General features: G+C 59.2%; 15 protein-coding genes, 2 tRNA genes and 1 riboswitch. Of the genes, 14 read left to right on the forward strand and 3 right to left on the reverse strand.

The features are described 5' to 3' along the window. Positions 1–8: 8 nt before the first annotated feature. Positions 9–1,214 (reverse strand): GGDEF domain-containing protein, encoded by a 1,206-nt coding sequence (locus tag FHT76_RS24680; protein WP_246712540.1) that lies wholly within the window; start codon positions 1,212–1,214, stop codon positions 9–11. A gap of 422 nt (positions 1,215–1,636) precedes the next feature. Between FHT76_RS24680 and clpP the strand changes: the two genes are divergently transcribed. The 6 genes from clpP to FHT76_RS24710 all read left to right on the forward strand — a co-directional run bounded on the left by clpP (position 1,637) and on the right by FHT76_RS24710 (position 10,687). Then, positions 1,637–2,266 carry an ATP-dependent Clp endopeptidase proteolytic subunit ClpP gene (gene clpP / locus FHT76_RS24685; protein WP_016553598.1) on the forward strand — a complete coding sequence of 210 codons (630 nt, stop codon included), beginning with the start codon at positions 1,637–1,639 and terminating at the stop codon, positions 2,264–2,266. Between the two features lie 293 nt (positions 2,267–2,559). Next, positions 2,560–3,837: an ATP-dependent Clp protease ATP-binding subunit ClpX gene (gene clpX, locus FHT76_RS24690; RefSeq protein ID WP_016553599.1), complete on the forward strand. Its 1,278-nt coding sequence runs from the start codon at positions 2,560–2,562 to the stop codon at positions 3,835–3,837. A gap of 415 nt (positions 3,838–4,252) precedes the next feature. Then, positions 4,253–6,667: an endopeptidase La gene (gene lon / locus FHT76_RS24695; protein WP_183756846.1), complete on the forward strand. Its 2,415-nt coding sequence runs from the start codon at positions 4,253–4,255 to the stop codon at positions 6,665–6,667. Between the two features lie 207 nt (positions 6,668–6,874). Continuing rightward, the gene (gene hupB / locus FHT76_RS24700) at positions 6,875–7,150 is read left to right on the forward strand and encodes a DNA-binding protein HupB (RefSeq protein WP_007531759.1); all 276 of its coding nucleotides are present in this window, start codon (positions 6,875–6,877) and stop codon (positions 7,148–7,150) included. Positions 7,151–7,272: 122 nt separating this feature from the next. Then, positions 7,273–7,422: riboswitch (FMN riboswitch) on the forward strand. 82 nt (positions 7,423–7,504) lie between these two features. Further along, positions 7,505–8,419 carry a DMT family transporter gene (locus tag FHT76_RS24705; protein ID WP_183859218.1) on the forward strand — a complete coding sequence of 305 codons (915 nt, stop codon included), beginning with the start codon at positions 7,505–7,507 and terminating at the stop codon, positions 8,417–8,419. A gap of 69 nt (positions 8,420–8,488) precedes the next feature. Next, a complete protein-coding gene (locus tag FHT76_RS24710) occupies positions 8,489–10,687 on the forward strand; it encodes an esterase-like activity of phytase family protein (RefSeq protein ID WP_246712539.1) in 2,199 nt (732 codons plus the stop codon). 68 nt (positions 10,688–10,755) lie between these two features. Here the strand turns inward: FHT76_RS24710 and FHT76_RS24715 are convergent, their stop codons facing one another. Beyond that, entirely contained in the window at positions 10,756–11,742 is a 987-nt protein-coding gene (locus FHT76_RS24715) for an aldo/keto reductase (protein ID WP_183859215.1), read from the reverse strand. Positions 11,743–11,944: 202 nt separating this feature from the next. On the opposite strand from FHT76_RS24715, the gene FHT76_RS24720 reads away from it, so the two are divergent. Next, entirely contained in the window at positions 11,945–12,346 is a 402-nt protein-coding gene (locus FHT76_RS24720) for a cupin domain-containing protein (protein ID WP_183859213.1), read from the forward strand. A gap of 6 nt (positions 12,347–12,352) precedes the next feature. Here the strand turns inward: FHT76_RS24720 and FHT76_RS24725 are convergent, their stop codons facing one another. Then, positions 12,353–12,958: a class I SAM-dependent methyltransferase gene (locus tag FHT76_RS24725; protein WP_183859211.1), complete on the reverse strand. Its 606-nt coding sequence runs from the start codon at positions 12,956–12,958 to the stop codon at positions 12,353–12,355. Positions 12,959–13,304: 346 nt separating this feature from the next. On the opposite strand from FHT76_RS24725, the gene FHT76_RS24730 reads away from it, so the two are divergent. The 7 genes from FHT76_RS24730 to FHT76_RS24760 all read left to right on the forward strand — a co-directional run bounded on the left by FHT76_RS24730 (position 13,305) and on the right by FHT76_RS24760 (position 16,938). Continuing rightward, a tRNA-Asp gene (locus FHT76_RS24730) sits at positions 13,305–13,381 on the forward strand. A 52-nt stretch (positions 13,382–13,433) separates the two neighbouring features. Further along, positions 13,434–13,510 (forward strand) — tRNA-Asp (locus FHT76_RS24735). 333 nt (positions 13,511–13,843) lie between these two features. Next, entirely contained in the window at positions 13,844–14,209 is a 366-nt protein-coding gene (locus FHT76_RS24740) for an NADH-quinone oxidoreductase subunit A (protein WP_016553607.1), read from the forward strand. After that, positions 14,200–14,784, forward strand: a complete 585-nt coding sequence (locus FHT76_RS24745; RefSeq protein WP_016553608.1) for an NADH-quinone oxidoreductase subunit B family protein — start codon at positions 14,200–14,202, stop codon at positions 14,782–14,784. Before FHT76_RS24740 ends, FHT76_RS24745 begins: the two co-directional genes overlap by 10 nt. A gap of 15 nt (positions 14,785–14,799) precedes the next feature. Then, positions 14,800–15,402, forward strand: coding sequence for an NADH-quinone oxidoreductase subunit C (locus tag FHT76_RS24750; protein ID WP_183859209.1), 603 nt, complete (start codon positions 14,800–14,802; stop codon positions 15,400–15,402). Positions 15,403–15,475: 73 nt separating this feature from the next. After that, positions 15,476–16,666, forward strand: coding sequence for an NADH-quinone oxidoreductase subunit D (locus FHT76_RS24755; RefSeq protein WP_259185935.1), 1,191 nt, complete (start codon positions 15,476–15,478; stop codon positions 16,664–16,666). Next, a complete protein-coding gene (locus FHT76_RS24760; RefSeq protein WP_183859205.1) occupies positions 16,666–16,938 on the forward strand; it encodes a hypothetical protein in 273 nt (90 codons plus the stop codon). Before FHT76_RS24755 ends, FHT76_RS24760 begins: the two co-directional genes overlap by 1 nt. Positions 16,939–16,948 lie beyond the last annotated feature (10 nt).

The following is a 16,948-nucleotide window of genomic DNA, read 5'->3' on the forward strand; positions in this document are numbered from 1 at the left end:
AAAGATGCTCAACCTCTCGACAGGGATCCGACGCGGCGAAGCGCGTGGATCTGATCGTCGAGCGTGGGGACGAGCTCACCGCCGGTATGATCGGGCTCGACCGGCGGCGGCGCAGCAGCTTCAGCCTCACCGAAGATGATGGTGCAGTTGCGGCCGGCTGCCTTGGCGGCGTAAAGCGCGCGATCCGCCGCCGAAACCAGCTTGTCTCTATTTGCCTCGATGGAAGAGGCCATGGCGACGCCGATACTGACCGTGACCGGAATGATCGCATCGCCGGTACTGACGGGAACACGGCAGAACTCGGCACGGATCGATTCCGCCAGTGCTTCCGCTTCAGTTTGGTCGGCCACCGTCGTGAAGGCGGCGAACTCTTCCCCGCCCATGCGGCCGAAGACGCCGGCAGGAACGAATTGGCGGGCCATGCGAGCAAAGACCGTCAGTACGATGTCACCGGCCTGATGCCCGAACCGATCGTTGACGCGTTTGAAATGGTCGAGGTCGAAGAGCAGTACGGCGACCAGGCGGTTATTGTGGAATGCGCTCTCCTGAATGGCATCGAACCGTCCGAAAAGGCCACGTCGGTTCAACACACCGGTGAGGGAATCGGTGAGGCTGAGCATACGAAGATGCTTCTCCGAGCGCTCCATGATGAGAAGGCAGGTATGGGCGCATGCAAAGGTCAGCATGAAGCCCGTTGCCATGGCAGCGCCGCCGGCGAAATTGGCGGCTTCCGCGTCGGTTGGGCCGATGATTGCCATTGCCATTGCCATACCGAAGCATAGGAAACTCTGGAGCACGAAGATAACGCCGAGTGTTCGCCTGGAGCCTTCGTTGGGTTGGCCTGTCGCGCGGACTGCCATTGCAAGCGCGGTTGCGCCGGTGGCTGAGGCCAAGTTGTAGAGAATGACGCGATTGGTGTAGTCGTCGTTGACCCACGGCAGGAAGACGCCGCCCAGCCAAACAAGCGGCGGCAGGAATGCCCACCATTCGAGCTTGCGATGGTCAAGAGCCAGATACCCGGCAACCCATGCACTTTGTCCGCATAGCGCAATCGTGTTGCCGATCTCGATCGAGAGAATAGCGGGTATCTGCCCCCGCAACGCCACCATTGCGAAACCAACGCCACTAAGAAGAAAACCCATTCCCCAATAGAAATAGGTCTTGTTTCGGACGTTATGGCGCCAGGCCATGAACGCCACCAACGCGAGCGTCATGGCTTCCGAACACCAAATGGCTAATCCAGTCGTAACATTGAACACGGCAACACCCCTTGCATTGCGCGTATTGTTTCGGAAGAAGCTGGCAACTTCATTAATTGCGCTTCTCCCTTGGCGCATTTTTGCGTTGAGTTGGTGTTAGGCTTTCTGGTCTGTAAACGCAGCGCAGCCGCAAGCAGATTCAGAATTCGTTTATCCTGACGCCGACAAAAGCTGTGTGGCACTAGGATTGCAGCTCGCTCTTCACCATCGCTTGCATGAATGAACCTATATCGGGCGAAAAGCATTCGCTCTGCATTAGCCCTCTTGACGTTATCCGTCAGCGCGTCTTGAAGAGGAGGGCAGGGAAGTTCTATGTAGGGACAAGGCAATTTCTTTGATTCCCGGCCACAGCCGGCAGACGTTGACAAAGGACGCACATGAGAAACCCAGTCGATACCGCTATGGCCCTCGTGCCGATGGTTGTGGAACAGACCAATCGCGGTGAACGCTCCTACGACATCTATTCCCGCCTGCTGAAGGAACGGATCATCTTCCTCACGGGCCCGGTCGAGGATCACATGGCGACGCTCGTTTGCGCCCAGCTGCTCTTCCTCGAGGCGGAAAACCCGAAGAAGGAAATCGCGCTCTACATTAACTCGCCGGGCGGTGTCGTTACCGCCGGCATGGCGATCTACGACACGATGCAGTTCATCAAGCCGGCCGTTTCGACGCTCTGCATTGGCCAGGCCGCCTCCATGGGATCGCTGCTCTTGGCTGCCGGGCACAAGGACATGCGCTTCGCCACCCCGAACTCCCGCATCATGGTTCACCAGCCCTCGGGCGGTTTCCAGGGCCAGGCATCGGACATCGAGCGTCACGCCCGCGACATTCTGAAGATGAAGCGTCGTCTGAACGAGGTCTATGTCAAGCACACCGGCCGCACCTACGAGGAAGTCGAGAAGACCCTTGACCGCGACCACTTCATGGATGCGGACGAGGCTCAGGCCTGGGGTGTTATCGACAAGGTCCTGACATCTCGCATCGAGATGGAAGGCGATGCGGCCTAGTGAGAAGTAGGGATGGTGTTGTATCCGCCACAGTTCTATCTCATTTGTGATCGAACAAGAGAAGAAACCCGGTGGCGGGTGCAGCGATCTCAAGTATTAATGCTATGTTGAATTTTTATGACATAGCATCGGCAGTGGAAGGGGAATTCGTTGCCGCCGGAGCCAGGACAGCTTAGTTTGGACCGGTTCGTACCCCTTAACGGCCTTGGCCGGCTGGGGCTCCAAAGTTGGAGCAGGCCAATGAGTAGACCGTTATTTCACCTTGAAATACGGCGTGCTGGAAGGAAAGTGATATGAGCAAAGTCAGCGGCAGCAACGGCGGCGACTCTAAAAACACCCTGTACTGCTCCTTCTGCGGAAAGAGCCAGCACGAAGTCCGGAAGCTTATTGCCGGACCGACCGTTTTCATCTGCGATGAATGCGTCGAATTGTGCATGGACATCATCCGCGAGGAAAACAAATCCTCGATGGTCAAGTCTCGTGACGGCGTTCCCACGCCGCAGGACATCATCAAGGTCCTCGATGAGTATGTCATCGGCCAGCGCCAGGCGAAGAAGATCCTGTCCGTTGCCGTTCACAACCATTACAAGCGCCTCGCGCACGCCTCCAAGAACGGCGAAGTCGAGTTGGCGAAGTCGAACATCATGCTCGTCGGCCCGACCGGCTGCGGTAAGACCTATCTTGCCCAGACGCTCGCCCGCATCATCGATGTTCCGTTCACGATGGCCGACGCGACGACGCTGACGGAAGCCGGCTATGTCGGTGAAGACGTCGAAAACATCATCCTGAAGCTGCTGCAGGCTGCCGACTACAATGTCGAGCGCGCCCAGCGCGGCATCGTCTACATCGACGAAGTCGACAAGATCTCGCGCAAGTCCGACAACCCGTCGATTACCCGCGACGTGTCGGGCGAGGGTGTCCAGCAGGCGCTTCTGAAGATCATGGAAGGCACGGTTGCCTCGGTTCCCCCGCAGGGTGGCCGCAAGCATCCGCAGCAGGAGTTCCTGCAGGTCGACACGACGAACATCCTGTTCATCTGCGGCGGCGCGTTCGCCGGTCTCGACAAGATCATCTCCGCCCGCGGCGAGAAGACCTCGATCGGTTTCGGTGCGACGGTTAAGGCCCCGGACGACCGCCGCGTTGGCGAAGTGCTGCGGGAGCTCGAGCCGGAAGACCTGGTCAAGTTCGGTCTCATCCCGGAATTCATCGGCCGTCTGCCGGTCTTGGCGACGCTCGAGGACCTCGACGAGGATGCACTGATCCAGATTCTCTCCGAGCCGAAGAACGCGCTGATCAAGCAGTACCAGCGCCTGTTCGAGATGGAAGATGTGGAACTGACCTTCCACGAGGACGCACTTCGCGAGATCGCCCGCAAGGCGATCGTGCGCAAGACCGGTGCTCGCGGCCTTCGCTCGATCATGGAAAAGATCCTGCTCGACACGATGTTCGAACTGCCGGCGCTGGAAGGCGTGCGCGAAGTCGTCATTTCGGAAGAGGTGGCTCGCGGTTCTGCACGTCCGCTCTACATCTACGCGGACCGTCAGGACGAGAAGGCCAACGCTTCGGCGTAAGCCGTTAGAGATATCTTTACGATACGAACCGTGAATTTGAGGGGCTTGCCGTCGGCAGGCCCCTTTCTATTTCAAAACCAGTGCACGACCCTGATAAATCTTGCTAAAGAGGTCTGAAAGCACCTCTGCTGCCGTTGCGGTTTCTAACGTCCGTGGCAATTATGGAATGATTCCGTTGGTGTGTTTCGGCCTTGTGTGTTAGCCGGCGCGGAAGTGGCAAGCGCCGGTCCAGGCTGGTGCTCCAGAGTGAAGGTGTTCCGTTGTCGCATAGCTGTCATGTCCAGGGGGACGCCGGCCATGGCGCAGCTTGAAAAGCATAGTCAGAACCTCCACTTGTTGTCTCAAGTGGAGTGCGGCCCGGTTCTAGTGGCCGCGCCAGAAGAGCCCGGAAACGGGACGATGGAAAGGAAATAAAATGACGAAGAAAACGTCAGTTGCGAGCATCGCATATCCGGTATTGCCCCTGCGCGACATCGTCGTCTTCCCGCATATGATCGTGCCGCTGTTCGTTGGCCGCGAGAAGTCGATCCGTGCGCTCGAAGAAGTCATGGGGTCGGACAAGCAGATCATGCTCGTCACACAGATCAACGCGAGCGATGACGATCCTGAACCGTCCGCCATCCACAATGTCGGCACCGTCGCCAACGTGCTGCAACTGCTGAAGTTGCCTGACGGCACCGTCAAGGTTCTGGTCGAGGGTCGCGCGCGCGCCGAGATCGACGCCTACACCGATCGCGAGGATTTTTACGAAGCTCTGGGGCATGTTCTCGAAGAGCCGCATGACGATCCGGTCGAACTGGAGGCGCTGAGCCGCTCGGTGGTCTCCGAGTTCGAGAGCTACGTGAAGCTCAACAAGAAGATCTCGCCAGAGGTCGTTGGCGCCGCCAGCCAGATCGACGATTACTCGAAGCTGGCCGATACGGTTGCCTCGCACCTGTCGATCAAGATCACCGAAAAGCAGGAGATGCTGGAAACCACCAGCGTCAAGGCACGCCTCGAAAAGGCGCTCGGTTTCATGGAAGGTGAGATCTCGGTCCTTCAGGTCGAGAAGCGTATCCGCTCGCGCGTCAAGCGCCAGATGGAGAAGACCCAGCGCGAGTACTACCTGAACGAACAGATGAAGGCGATCCAGAAGGAACTCGGCGACGGCGAGGAAGGTCGCGACGAGATGGCCGAACTGGAAGAGCGCATCTCCAAGACCAAGCTGTCGAAGGAAGCCCGCGAAAAGGCCGATGCCGAGCTGAAGAAGCTACGGCAGATGAGCCCGATGTCGGCTGAGGCGACTGTTGTCCGTAACTATCTCGATTGGCTGCTCGGCATTCCGTGGGGCAAGAAGTCGAAGATCAAGTCGGATCTCAACAACGCCGAGAAGATCCTCGAAGCCGATCACTTCGGTCTTGACAAGGTCAAGGAACGTATCGTCGAGTACCTGGCTGTCCAGGCCCGTGCGACCAAGATCAAGGGCCCGATCCTGTGCCTCGTCGGCCCTCCGGGCGTCGGCAAGACCTCGCTCGCCCAGTCGATCGCCAAGGCGACCGGCCGTGAGTATGTCCGCATGGCTCTCGGCGGCGTTCGTGACGAAGCTGAAATCCGCGGTCACCGCCGCACCTATATCGGCTCGATGCCCGGCAAGGTCATCCAGTCGATGAAGAAGGCGAAGAAGTCCAACCCGCTCTTCCTGCTCGACGAAATCGACAAGATGGGCCAGGACTTCCGTGGCGATCCGTCGTCGGCTCTGCTCGAAGTGCTGGATCCGGCTCAGAACTCGACCTTCATGGATCACTACCTGGAAGTCGAATACGATCTGTCGGACGTGATGTTCATCACGACGGCGAACACGCTGAACATTCCGGCACCTTTGATGGACCGCATGGAAGTCATCCGTATCGCCGGCTACACCGAGGACGAAAAGCGCGAAATCGCCAAGCGGCACCTGCTGCCGAAGGCCATCAAGGAACATGCACTGCAGCCGAACGAGTTCTCGGTCAGCGACGACGCCCTGATGGCGATCAGCCAGCAGTACACCCGCGAAGCCGGTGTTCGTAACTTCGAGCGCGAATTGATGAAGCTCGCCCGCAAGGCGGTCACCGAGATCATCAAGGGCAAGACGAAGTCCGTTCATGTGACGGCCGAAAACATCGACGACTACCTGGGCGTTCCGCGCTTCCGCCACGGCGAAGCCGAACGCGAGGATCAGGTCGGTGTCGTTACCGGGCTGGCCTGGACGGAAGTCGGTGGCGAACTGCTGACGATCGAAGGCGTCATGATGCCGGGCAAGGGTCGTATGACCGTGACCGGCAACCTGAAGGAAGTCATGAAGGAATCGATCTCGGCGGCGGCATCCTATGTCCGCTCGCGCGCTGTCGATTTCGGCATCGAGCCGCCGCGCTTCGATAAGAGCGACATCCACGTGCACGTGCCGGAAGGTGCGACACCGAAGGATGGTCCGTCGGCCGGCGTTGCCATGGCAACCGCGATCGTCTCGATCATGACCGGTATTCCGGTCGACAAGAACGTGGCGATGACGGGTGAAATCACCCTGCGCGGCCGTGTTCTGCCGATTGGCGGTCTGAAGGAAAAGCTGCTGGCAGCGCTTCGCGGCGGCATCAAGAAGGTGCTGATCCCGGAAGAGAACGCCAAGGATTTGGCGGAGATCCCGGACAACGTGAAGAACAACATGGAGATCATCCCCGTGTCCCGCATGGGCGAGGTGATCAAGCATGCTCTGGTCCGCAGACCGGAGGCGATCGAGTGGGATGGCACGGTGGAGACGCCTGTCATCGCGACGGTCGAAGGGCTCGATGAAACAGGCGCAACCATAGCTCACTGAGCCATGTTTGCCACATTCGCGCCTAATTGCTTAAAAACCCTGAAAAGGCTGGCGTTTTCGCCAGCCTTTTTTTGTGAAATTGACCGGCGGACTCTTGCATTTCCTTGATTTGCAGGGTCTTTGGGGTGCGGCGGGCCTGATGAACTCTATTCTGCGCCTAGCTTATAGATTTGAGTCGTTTCGAACCATTTAGAAAGGGGTGGAAACATGAACAAGAATGAACTCGTGTCCGCAGTTGCTGAAAAGGCAGGACTCTCGAAGACTGACGCTGCTTCCGCAGTTGACGCTGTTTTCGAAGTTGTCCAGGCTGAACTGAAGGGCAAGGGCGACGTTCGCCTCGCTGGTTTCGGTAGCTTCACCGTTTCCCATCGCGCTGCCACGAAGGGCCGCAACCCGTCCACGGGCGCAGAAGTCGATATTCCGGCTCGCAACGTGCCGAAGTTCACGCCCGGCAAGGGCCTGAAGGACGCCGTCAACGGCTGATGTGAATTTGCTTGGCGGCCGGGCAACGAGACCGGCGGCACAAGTTTCGGAGGGTTCGGCCATGGCCGGACCCTTTTTGCATTTGGTGCCCTTGTCGGCACGCTGGGGATGCCTTACGAAATGCTCGTTCTCAGGGCGGGGTGAAAGTCCCCACCGGCGGTAAGAGCTTTGCTCGAGCCCGCGAGCGCCTCTCGTCGAAAATGTCGAAAGGGTCAGCAGATCCGGTGCAATTCCGGAGCCGACGGTTACAGTCCGGATGAAAGAGAATGAGCGGAACGGGCGAGGGCGGAATCCGTCCTGGCTGCAGTATTGCGCTCATGCGTCCTGATTTGTGTTGGTTTCGGAAAGAAAAACATGAATCAGACTTCCCCTACGTTTTCCGCTTCGCGAGCAATGGCCGGCGCTGCTTGGATGGTTGCCGCGGGCATCGCCTTCTCGATCCTCAATGTCGTCACGCAATGGCTGACAATGAAGCTCGCTTTCCCCGCCGCCTCGGCTGCCTTTTGGCAGTATGCCTTTGCGCTGGTCTTTTCGCTGCCCTTTCTCCGGCGCGTCGGTCTCCGGGCAATGAGGACGCGTTATCCCTGGCGACACATCGTACGCGTCTCCTTGGCGGCCTTTGGTGTGACCACTTGGGTCGCGGGGCTCGCGTCGGTACCAATCTGGCAGGCAATCGCGCTGGTGATGACCTCACCATTTTTCATCATCGTCGGCGCACGGATCTTCCTTGGGGAATACATTGGTTCCGCGCGATGGGCGGCGACAGCCACCGGTTTCGTCGGAGCGATGATTATTCTTCAACCTTGGTCAGACAGTTTCAGTTGGGCGGCGGTCCTGCCGATCGTTTCGGCACTTCTCTGGGGTGCGTCGTCACTTATCACCAAGAGCCTGACGGGTGTCGAGCGGCCGGAAACCATAACGGTCTGGCTATTGGCTCTTCTGACGCCGATCAATGGTGGACTGGCGATGGCCGCGGGCTTCAGTGTCCCGACCGGTACCACACTGCTGCTTTTTGCCGCGGCGGGTCTGCTGACCGTACTGGCGCAATATTTCCTGACGCTCGCCTATTCCACCGCCGATGCCGCTTACGTCCAGCCTTTCGACGATCTCAAGCTCCCGCTGAACGTTCTCGCCGGGTGGTTGGTCTTCGGCTACGCGCCAAGCGGCTATCTCTGGGTGGGCGCATTCCTCATCCTTGGGGCATCGCTCTTCATCATGCGGAACGAAATGAAGAAGGAGCAGGGGACCCCCCTGGCACCGTCAGAATAAGACAGCCGTGTCATTCCGGTGTCATGCCAATCCCGCAAAACCGCTCTGTTTGAATTCATGGGGGATTTCATGACAACTTTATCGCGCAAGACAGTGCTCGTTGCGGCGCTTCTTGCGACGGCCGCGTTTCCGGCCGCCGCAGAGCCCGTTTTCAACCGCATCGCAACCTTTCCGGTGGCATCCAACCTGCCCGAGGGAAAGGATAAGCTTTCGATCACGTCGGCTGAAATCATCACGGCCACCGACAACGGCATGACGCTGATCTACAGCGACAGCCCGCTCGGTGCGATCGGATTCGTCGACATTTCCAACGCCAAGGCGCCGAAGGCCGGTGGGGCGCTGATGATGGACGGTGAGCCGACATCGGTGACCTCCGCGGCCGGCAAGGCGCTGGTTGCCGTCAACACGTCGGAGAGCAAGGCAAAGCCATCGGGCCGCCTCGCGATCGTCGACGTTGCCACCAAGAAGATCGAAAACACCTGCGACCTCGGAGGACAGCCGGATTCGATCGCGCTCAACAAGGACAAGACGCTTGGCACGATTGCGATCGAAAACGAACGCGACGAAGACGTCAACGATGGCAAGATACCGCAGATGCCGGCAGGCGACCTTGTCGTGTTCCAGGTCAAGAACGGCGCCGTCGATTGCGGTTCGATCAAGCACGTGACACTGACCGGCCTTGCCGGGATTGCGCCGGAGGATCCGGAACCAGAATTCGTCTCCTTCAACGATCAGAACGAGATCGCCCTGACCCTTCAGGAAAACAACGAGATCGTCATCATCGATGCGGCGACCGCGGCGGTGAAGGCACACTTCTCTGCCGGCAGCGTCGATCTGACCGGCATCGATACGAAGCGCGACGGCGCGCTGAAGTTCACCAGCGAACTCAAGGGTGTCCTGCGTGAACCCGACGCCGTGAAGTGGTTGGACAACGACCGTCTGGTCGTCGCGAACGAAGGCGACTACCAAGGCGGTTCGCGCGGCTTCACGATCTTCGACAAGACAGGCAGGGTCCTCTACGAATCCGGCGCTTCGTTCGAGCGCGCGGTCGCCAATATCGGGCACTATCCGGACAAGCGCTCGTCCGCCAAGGGTGTCGAGCCGGAAGGTCTGGAGGTCGCGACCTTCGGCGGCCAGAAGTATATCTTCCTGCTTTCGGAACGCGCCTCGGTCGTCGGCGTCTTCAAGGATACCGGCGCCGAACCACAACTCGTCCAGATTCTTCCGTCGGGTGTGTCGCCCGAGGGAGGCGTAGCCGTGCCGTCCCGCAATCTCCTCGCCACCGCCAACGAAGTCGATCTCGGCAAGGATGGCGGCCCGCGGTCCCACGTCATGATCTATGAGCTCGGCGAAGGCGAAATGGCCTATCCGCAGATCGTTGCGGCCGAGAAGGATGGTAATCCCGTCGGCTTTGCGGCACTCTCCGGTCTTGCTGCCGTTCCGGAAAACCCGGGCCAGCTGTTTGCAGTCAGCGACAGCGTTCTCGGCATGCAGCCGACGATCTACACCATTGACGCAACCAAGAAGCCGGCCGTCATCACCGAAACGCTGACCGTCAAGCGCGATGGCCAGCCCGCGCAGAAGCTCGATATTGAAGGTATTGCCGTGGACGATAAGGGCTGGTTCTGGCTGGGCTCCGAAGGCAACAGCGAGAAGCTCGTGCCGCACGCACTGTATCACGTAAACCCGAAGGGCGAGATCAAGGAAGAGATCGCTCTGCCGAGCGAATTGACCGCCAACGAAATCCGCTACGGGTTCGAAGGCGTGGCGATCGTCGGTTCCGGTGACGACGCGACATTGTGGATGGCTGTTCAGCGCGAGTGGAAGGATGATGCGAAGGGTTTCGTAAAGCTCGTCTCTTACAACCCGAAGAGCAAGGGGTGGGGCGCCGTTCGCTATCCGCTCGACAAATCGGACGCAGGCTGGGTCGGCCTCTCCGAAATTTCCGCGCAGGGCGACAGCGTCTACATCATCGAGCGTGACAACCTTGTCGGTGACGCAGCCAAACTGAAGAAGCTCTACAAGGTCGCGGTATCGGATCTGAAGCCCGCCAAGCTCGGCGGCGAGCTGCCGCTCGTCAAGAAGACGGAAGCCCATGACTTCCTTCCGGAACTGAAGACCGCCACCAATGGCTATGTCCTCGACAAGCTGGAAGGCTTTACCTTTGACGCTTCCGGCAAGGCCTATGCCGCCACGGACAATGATGGCGTCGACGACTCCTCGGGTGAAACGCTGTTCTTCCAAGTCGACCTCGTCGGCACGAACTGAGATTGGTTGAGCTATGAAACAAAAATGGCCGGGTCTATGCCCGGCCATTTTTCTTGTGCTCGTTTGCCTTACCAGCGCTGGTGGACATGGGGAGCGACCAGCCGCTCGTAGATCTCGCGTGTGGCGTCCATCACTTCGTGAGAGAGGGGGGCGAGGCTCGCCGCCGCGGCATTTGCGCGTGCTTGTTCGGCGTTGCGTGCGCCGGGAATAACGACAGTGACGGCATCGCTCATCAGGATCCAGCGCAATGCGAAGGCCGCCATTGTCGCACCGGCAGGAACGAGCTTACGCACTTCCTCTACAGCCTGCAGGCCGACCTCGAAGGGGACCCCCGCGAACGTCTCGCCGACATCGAAGGCCTCGCCATGGCGATTGAAATTGCGGTGGTCATCGCTCGCAAATTTCGTCTCGCGGCTGATCTTCCCGGACAGTAGCCCGCTTGCGAGCGGCACGCGTGCGATAACGGCGATGTTCTTCCGCCGAGCCTCTTGGAAAAACAGGTGATCGGGCCGCTGGCGGAAAATGTTGTAGATGATCTGGATGCTGACGACCCCAGGATACTCGATCGCCTTCAGCGCTTCCTCGACCTTTTCGACGCTGACGCCGTAGCCCATGATTTTGCCGGCTTTCTGCAGCTCGTTCAGGCCCTCGAAGACCTCCTGACGATAGAGAACTTCGGTCGGAGGGCAATGCAGTTGCACAAGGTCGAGGCTTTCAACACGCAGGTTTTTCAGGCTTCGATCGATGAAGCCCTCGAGGTTGGCCTTGGTATAGCCCTCGGCGACATGCGGGTTGAGCCGGCGACCCGCCTTGGTGGCGACCATCGCCCGCTCACCGCCGCGGCCATCGAGAACGTCCGCAATGATCTTTTCCGACCGGCCGTCTCCGTAGACATCGGCGGTATCGATGAAGGTCATGCCGGCATCGAGCGCCGCGTTCAGCGCATCGCGGCCGTCGGCCTCGCTGACGTCGCCCCAGGCGCCGCCGATCTGCCATGCGCCGAAGCCGATATTTGTGACGGTATGGGGCAGGTGGCCGAAAGAATGCTGTTTCATGGAAACTCTCCGCGTGATGAAATGCCCCGGCACTAGCAGTCACCCCGACCACTAGCAAGCGCCTGAAGCGGAGATAGGGCGACGAGCCGCAAGCGTCGGCATTTCTTCGAACAGCGGCCTTGCCACACATCTATCGGTCACCGCTTGGTGACTGGCGGGCGGTCGGCGGAAACGCAAAGTTAGGGATGGAAGGGAAAATCAGATGGAGATCAAACCCTGCGGATCACGGCCCTCGATGAAGGCGCCCGCAGAATATTTCACCGGTTCGGTCCGTCAGGATCCCTTGATGGAGGCGCCGAGCCCGGCACGGGTGAGGGCGGTCAGCGTTACCTTCGAGCCTGGTGCCCGAACCGCCTGGCACACACATCCGCTCGGTCAGACGCTTATCGTCACCGCCGGAAAGGGTCTGGCGCAAACCGAAGGCGGCCCGCTTCGCGAGATCCGCGCGGGCGACACGGTCTGGTTTGCCCCGGGTGAAAAGCACTGGCACGGCGCAGCACCCGATACCGCAATGACCCACATCGCGATCCACGAAGCGCTGGACGGCAGCGCCGCCGACTGGATGGAACAGGTCAGCGACGAGGAGTACGCTGGAAAGGCGTGACGCGGATCAGAGGCGCTTCAGGCAATAGGAAAAGTGCGCGTGCGATTCGACCGTCAGGAACTCGAATTGCCAGCCATAATCCTTGCAGAACTTGGTGACCGCTTCGACGACGCCATAGACGATCGGCTTGACGGTGTTTCCAGTGCAGAAATCGTGCCCGGCGATTCTTCCGGTCCGCTTGACCTTCCGCTCGCAGAGCAGGAGTTCCTGCCAAGTAAGCTCGAAGGAATGATCGGTGTCGATATAGACCCAGTCGAGAAAGTCGTCGTCGAACTCGGCGAGCTTTTCGAGAGAGGTGCCCTGCATCAAGTGCAGTTGTCCACGTTCGATCTCGCTTCTGAACTGCGTCTGGATCTGATCCAGACCCGAGCTGTAGCGGTCCATGCTCCAGGGGTCGATCAGATAAAGCTGCGAAGGCCGATTCTTCTCCAGTATCTCAGCGGTATATTCTCCGAACGCCGCCCCGATCTCTAGGCCGATGCCACCATTGGGAATGCGATAGAGGAGCTCGCCGCGATCCGGCAGCAACCGCGCATTCTCCAAATGGTGTGCGCTCAACTGTGTGCGCGGCATGCTCGCTCTTTGTGCTTGCCGTTCCTCGCGTGTTTTCATGATGATGTCTCTGCTGCTTGTAGAATGCCCGGGACCGAGCCGCGGTCCTCCATATAGCGGGCCTCTCGGGCGATTGGCTACCCTCGATCGAGCCTGCAAGCTGCAAGCGGGGAGGGCGAGGAGCTGGGGAAACTGATCGTTAGCGCGCAGACCGAATGTCACTCTGTTAATAATGCACTGAATCTGCCCGCGGATTTTCGTTCTCCAAAAACAATTCGCGGAGTGTCATCGTTTTGTCTCCAAAGCTGCTTGACACTCAAATGCGAACCCCTTAGTTAGCCGCTCATCGAAGCGGCGAGGCTGCTTTGACACGGATGCGAAAGCTTCCGGATCGCTTGAAATGAATGCGGGTGTAGCTCAGTCGGTTAGAGTGCCGGCCTGTCACGCCGGAGGTCGCGGGTTCGAGCCCCGTCACTCGCGCCATTTCAAGGTACGCGCCAGTTGGCGCTTGGTCCGGTCCTTCTGTCCATCATGCGCGGGTGTAGCTCAGTCGGTTAGAGTGCCGGCCTGTCACGCCGGAGGTCGCGGGTTCGAGCCCCGTCACTCGCGCCATTCCTTCCCAAGCTGGGTATCTGCCCTCTCTATTCGCAGTCATGAACGATTGCCGTTTCGTTGTCGTCGCTTAGCTTTGGCTTTATCTTTTGCCGTGAGCCATGCAATATCCGGTGGGCTGGCATGCAGCCTGAATCAACTTGTGTGGATTTGTCGCGACATCATTGCATCTGCTTGATAATGTCGCGCCTCGACAGTCGAATTTGCTACTCTAAAAGTCTTGCGCCGTGGCGCTGCCTGCGCTAACCACGGCTCTGTTGCAACGCACGTTCGCTTGCCGGGCAATTGCCCACTAGCGCCTCCCGGCGCAGCCCGCAAGCAGGGAAGAACCTGATGACTGGACTGCTCAGTTCCTACATTCCGATCGCTATTTTCATTGGTATCGCCCTTGTCATCGGCCTGGCGCTGTTGATTGCGCCGTTTGCTGTTGCTTTCAAGGCGCCCGATTCGGAAAAGCTCTCGGCCTTCGAATGCGGCTTCAACGCATTCGACGACGCTCGTATGAAGTTCGATATCCGCTTCTACCTCGTGTCGATCCTCTTCATCATCTTCGACCTTGAAGTCGCCTTCCTCTTCCCGTGGGCAGTGTCCTTCGGTGCGATCGGTTGGTTCGGCTTCTGGTCCATGATGGTCTTCCTTGGCGTGCTGACCATCGGCTTTATTTATGAATGGAAAAAGGGAGCCCTGGAATGGGAGTAGCCCCAACCGACAAGGCGCTCGTGGCGCCGCATCCGAAAGGCGTCATCGACCCGGCAACGGGCAAGCCGATCGGCAGCGACAGTGCGTTCTTCGGCGAAATCAACGATGAGTTGGCCGACAAGGGCTTTCTTGTTACCTCGACCCGCGACCTGATCACCTGGGCCCGTACCGGCTCGCTGATGTGGATGCAGTTCGGTCTCGCCTGCTGCGCCGTTGAAGGCCTGATGCAGGTCTCCGGTCCGCGTTACGACATGGAGCGCTTCGGTGTTGCTCCGCGCGCCTCGCCGCGCCAGTCCGACGTCATGATCGTTGCCGGTACGCTGACCAACAAGATGGCGCCCGCGCTGCGTAAGGTCTATGACCAGATGCCTGAGCCGCGCTACGTGATCTCCATGGGATCCTGCGCCAACGGCGGCGGTTACTATCACTATTCCTATTCGGTCGTTCGTGGTTGCGACCGTGTCGTTCCTGTCGATATCTACGTGCCGGGCTGTCCCCCCACGGCAGAAGCGCTGCTCTACGGGGTGCTGCTTCTGCAGAAGAAGATCCGTCGAACCGGAACGATCGAGCGCTAAGGGCGGAGGACTGTCATGAGTGAAGCCTTGAGCGAACTGTCCTCGTATCTTCGTGAGATGCGTGGCGATCTCTTTCTTGATGCATCCATCAGCTACGACGAGCTGAACGCAACCGCTACGCCGGAAACGATTCTGGCGCTGCTGACGTTCCTGCGTGACGACGCGCGTTGCGGCTTTATCAGCATGATCGATATCTGCGGCGTCGACTGGCCACAGCGCGAAAAGCGTTTCGATGTCGTCTATCACCTCCTGTCGCCGAAGCAGAACCTGCGCATCCGCGTGAAGGTTGCCGTCGCCGATGGTGAGTCGGTTCCATCGGCTACATCAGTCTACAAGGGCGCCGAGTGGTTCGAGCGCGAAGCTTGGGACATGTACGGCATTCCATTCTCGGGCCATGCCGACCTGCGTCGTCTTCTCACTGATTACGGCTTCGAAGGTCACCCCTTGCGCAAGGACTTCCCGACGACCGGTTACGTCGAGGTGCGTTACGACGATGCTGCCAAGCGCGTCGTTTACGAGCCCGTCGAACTGAAGCAGGAATTCCGCAATTTCGACTTCATGTCTCCCTGGGAAGGCACCGAATACGTGCTGCCGGGAGACGAGAAGGCGGCGAAGTGAAGATGAGGCTCGGATTTCTTGAAGCCTCTCTGCTCGCCGTCTCATGCCAATTGCCAGCGCGGAGCGCGTCGCTATGACTGAACATAACGTTCGCAACTTTACGATCAACTTCGGACCGGAACATCCTTCCGCGCACGGTGTTCTGCGTCTCGTGCTCGAGCTCGATGGCGAAATCATCGAGCGCGTCGACCCGCATATCGGACTGCTGCATCGCGGCACCGAGAAACTGATCGAGACGAAGACCTACCTTCAGGCCGTTCCTTATTTCGATCGTCTCGACTACGTCGCGCCGATGAATCAGGAACACGCTTTCGCGCTCGCCGTCGAAAAGATACTGAAGCTCGAAATTCCAATTCGCGGTCAGCTGATTCGAGTTCTGTACTCGGAAATTGGCCGAATCTTGTCGCACATCATGAACGTGACGACGCAGGCCATGGACGTCGGCGCGATGACGCCGCCGGTCTGGGGTTTCGAAGAGCGCGAAAAGCTGATGGTGTTTTATGAGCGCGCCTGCGGCGCCCGTATGCACTCGGCTTATTTCCGTCCAGGTGGTGTCCATCAGGACATCCCGCCGGAGTTGGTCGAGGATATCGGCAAGTGGTGCGACCCGTTCCTGAAAATCCTCGACGATATCGAAGGCCTGCTGACGGACAACCGTATCTTCAAGCAGCGTAACGTCGACATCGGCGTGGTGTCGCTGGCGGATGCCTGGTCGTGGGGCTTCTCCGGCGTCATGGTTCGCGGCTCGGGTGCAGCCTGGGACCTGCGTCGCTCGCAGCCTTACGAATGCTACAGCGATATGGAATTCGATATTCCGATCGGCAAGAACGGCGACTGCTACGACCGTTACCTGATCCGCATGATCGAGATGCGCCAGTCGGTTCGCATCATGAAGCAGTGCGTCGAGCGCCTCATGGGCAGCGCCAAGACCGGCCCCGTGTCGTCGATCGACGGCAAGGTCGTTCCGCCGAAGCGCGGCGAGATGAAGCGTTCGATGGAAGCGCTCATCCACCACTTCAAGCTTTACACCGAAGGCTACCACGTCCCTGCCGGCGAAGTGTACGCGGCCGTCGAAGCGCCGAAGGGCGAGTTCGGCGTCTACGTCGTCGCCGATGGCAGCAACAAGCCGTACCGCTGCAAGATCCGTGCACCGGGTTATGCTCACCTGCAGGCAATGGACTTCCTTTGCAAGGGCCACATGCTTGCGGACGTGACGGCCGTGCTCGGTTCGCTCGACATCGTGTTCGGCGAGGTGGACCGCTGATGAAGCTGCTGCCGCTTGTCGCGATCGTTCTTTTTGCTGCCTCCGGAGCCTTTGCCCAGGAGGTGGGTGGAATGGGTCCGAAGTTGGGCCAGGGCGAGGTGCAGCCGCCGGCGGCAAAGGCCTCTATGGGCGAGCTCTTGTCCAAGGGCTATGAAATCAAGGCCGCCGTTCCGAACGGCGGCAAGTTCGTTGTGTTTTTGCAAAAAGACCAGTCGGCCTACGCATGCGAGATGAAGTCTCTGACGGCATCGCAGTGCGGGACCATAAACTGACAAGGCGTGA

This window comes from Rhizobium sp. BK176 (assembly GCF_024808055.1).

Coding starts and splice junctions, on each gene's coding strand:
- FHT76_RS24745 (WP_016553608.1), top strand. CDS start 14,200: ATGGGAGTAGCCCCAACCGACAAGGCGCTCGTGGCGCCGCATCCGAAA.
- lon (WP_183756846.1), top strand. CDS start 4,253: ATGACGAAGAAAACGTCAGTTGCGAGCATCGCATATCCGGTATTGCCC.
- FHT76_RS24740 (WP_016553607.1), top strand. CDS start 13,844: ATGACTGGACTGCTCAGTTCCTACATTCCGATCGCTATTTTCATTGGT.
- FHT76_RS24715 (WP_183859215.1), bottom strand. CDS start 11,742: ATGAAACAGCATTCTTTCGGCCACCTGCCCCATACCGTCACAAATATC.
- FHT76_RS24755 (WP_259185935.1), top strand. CDS start 15,476: ATGACTGAACATAACGTTCGCAACTTTACGATCAACTTCGGACCGGAA.
- FHT76_RS24725 (WP_183859211.1), bottom strand. CDS start 12,958: ATGAAAACACGCGAGGAACGGCAAGCACAAAGAGCGAGCATGCCGCGC.
- FHT76_RS24680 (WP_246712540.1), bottom strand. CDS start 1,214: ATGACGCTCGCGTTGGTGGCGTTCATGGCCTGGCGCCATAACGTCCGA.
- FHT76_RS24720 (WP_183859213.1), top strand. CDS start 11,945: ATGGAGATCAAACCCTGCGGATCACGGCCCTCGATGAAGGCGCCCGCA.
- hupB (WP_007531759.1), top strand. CDS start 6,875: ATGAACAAGAATGAACTCGTGTCCGCAGTTGCTGAAAAGGCAGGACTC.
- FHT76_RS24760 (WP_183859205.1), top strand. CDS start 16,666: ATGAAGCTGCTGCCGCTTGTCGCGATCGTTCTTTTTGCTGCCTCCGGA.
- clpX (WP_016553599.1), top strand. CDS start 2,560: ATGAGCAAAGTCAGCGGCAGCAACGGCGGCGACTCTAAAAACACCCTG.
- FHT76_RS24705 (WP_183859218.1), top strand. CDS start 7,505: ATGAATCAGACTTCCCCTACGTTTTCCGCTTCGCGAGCAATGGCCGGC.
- FHT76_RS24750 (WP_183859209.1), top strand. CDS start 14,800: ATGAGTGAAGCCTTGAGCGAACTGTCCTCGTATCTTCGTGAGATGCGT.
- FHT76_RS24710 (WP_246712539.1), top strand. CDS start 8,489: ATGACAACTTTATCGCGCAAGACAGTGCTCGTTGCGGCGCTTCTTGCG.
- clpP (WP_016553598.1), top strand. CDS start 1,637: ATGAGAAACCCAGTCGATACCGCTATGGCCCTCGTGCCGATGGTTGTG.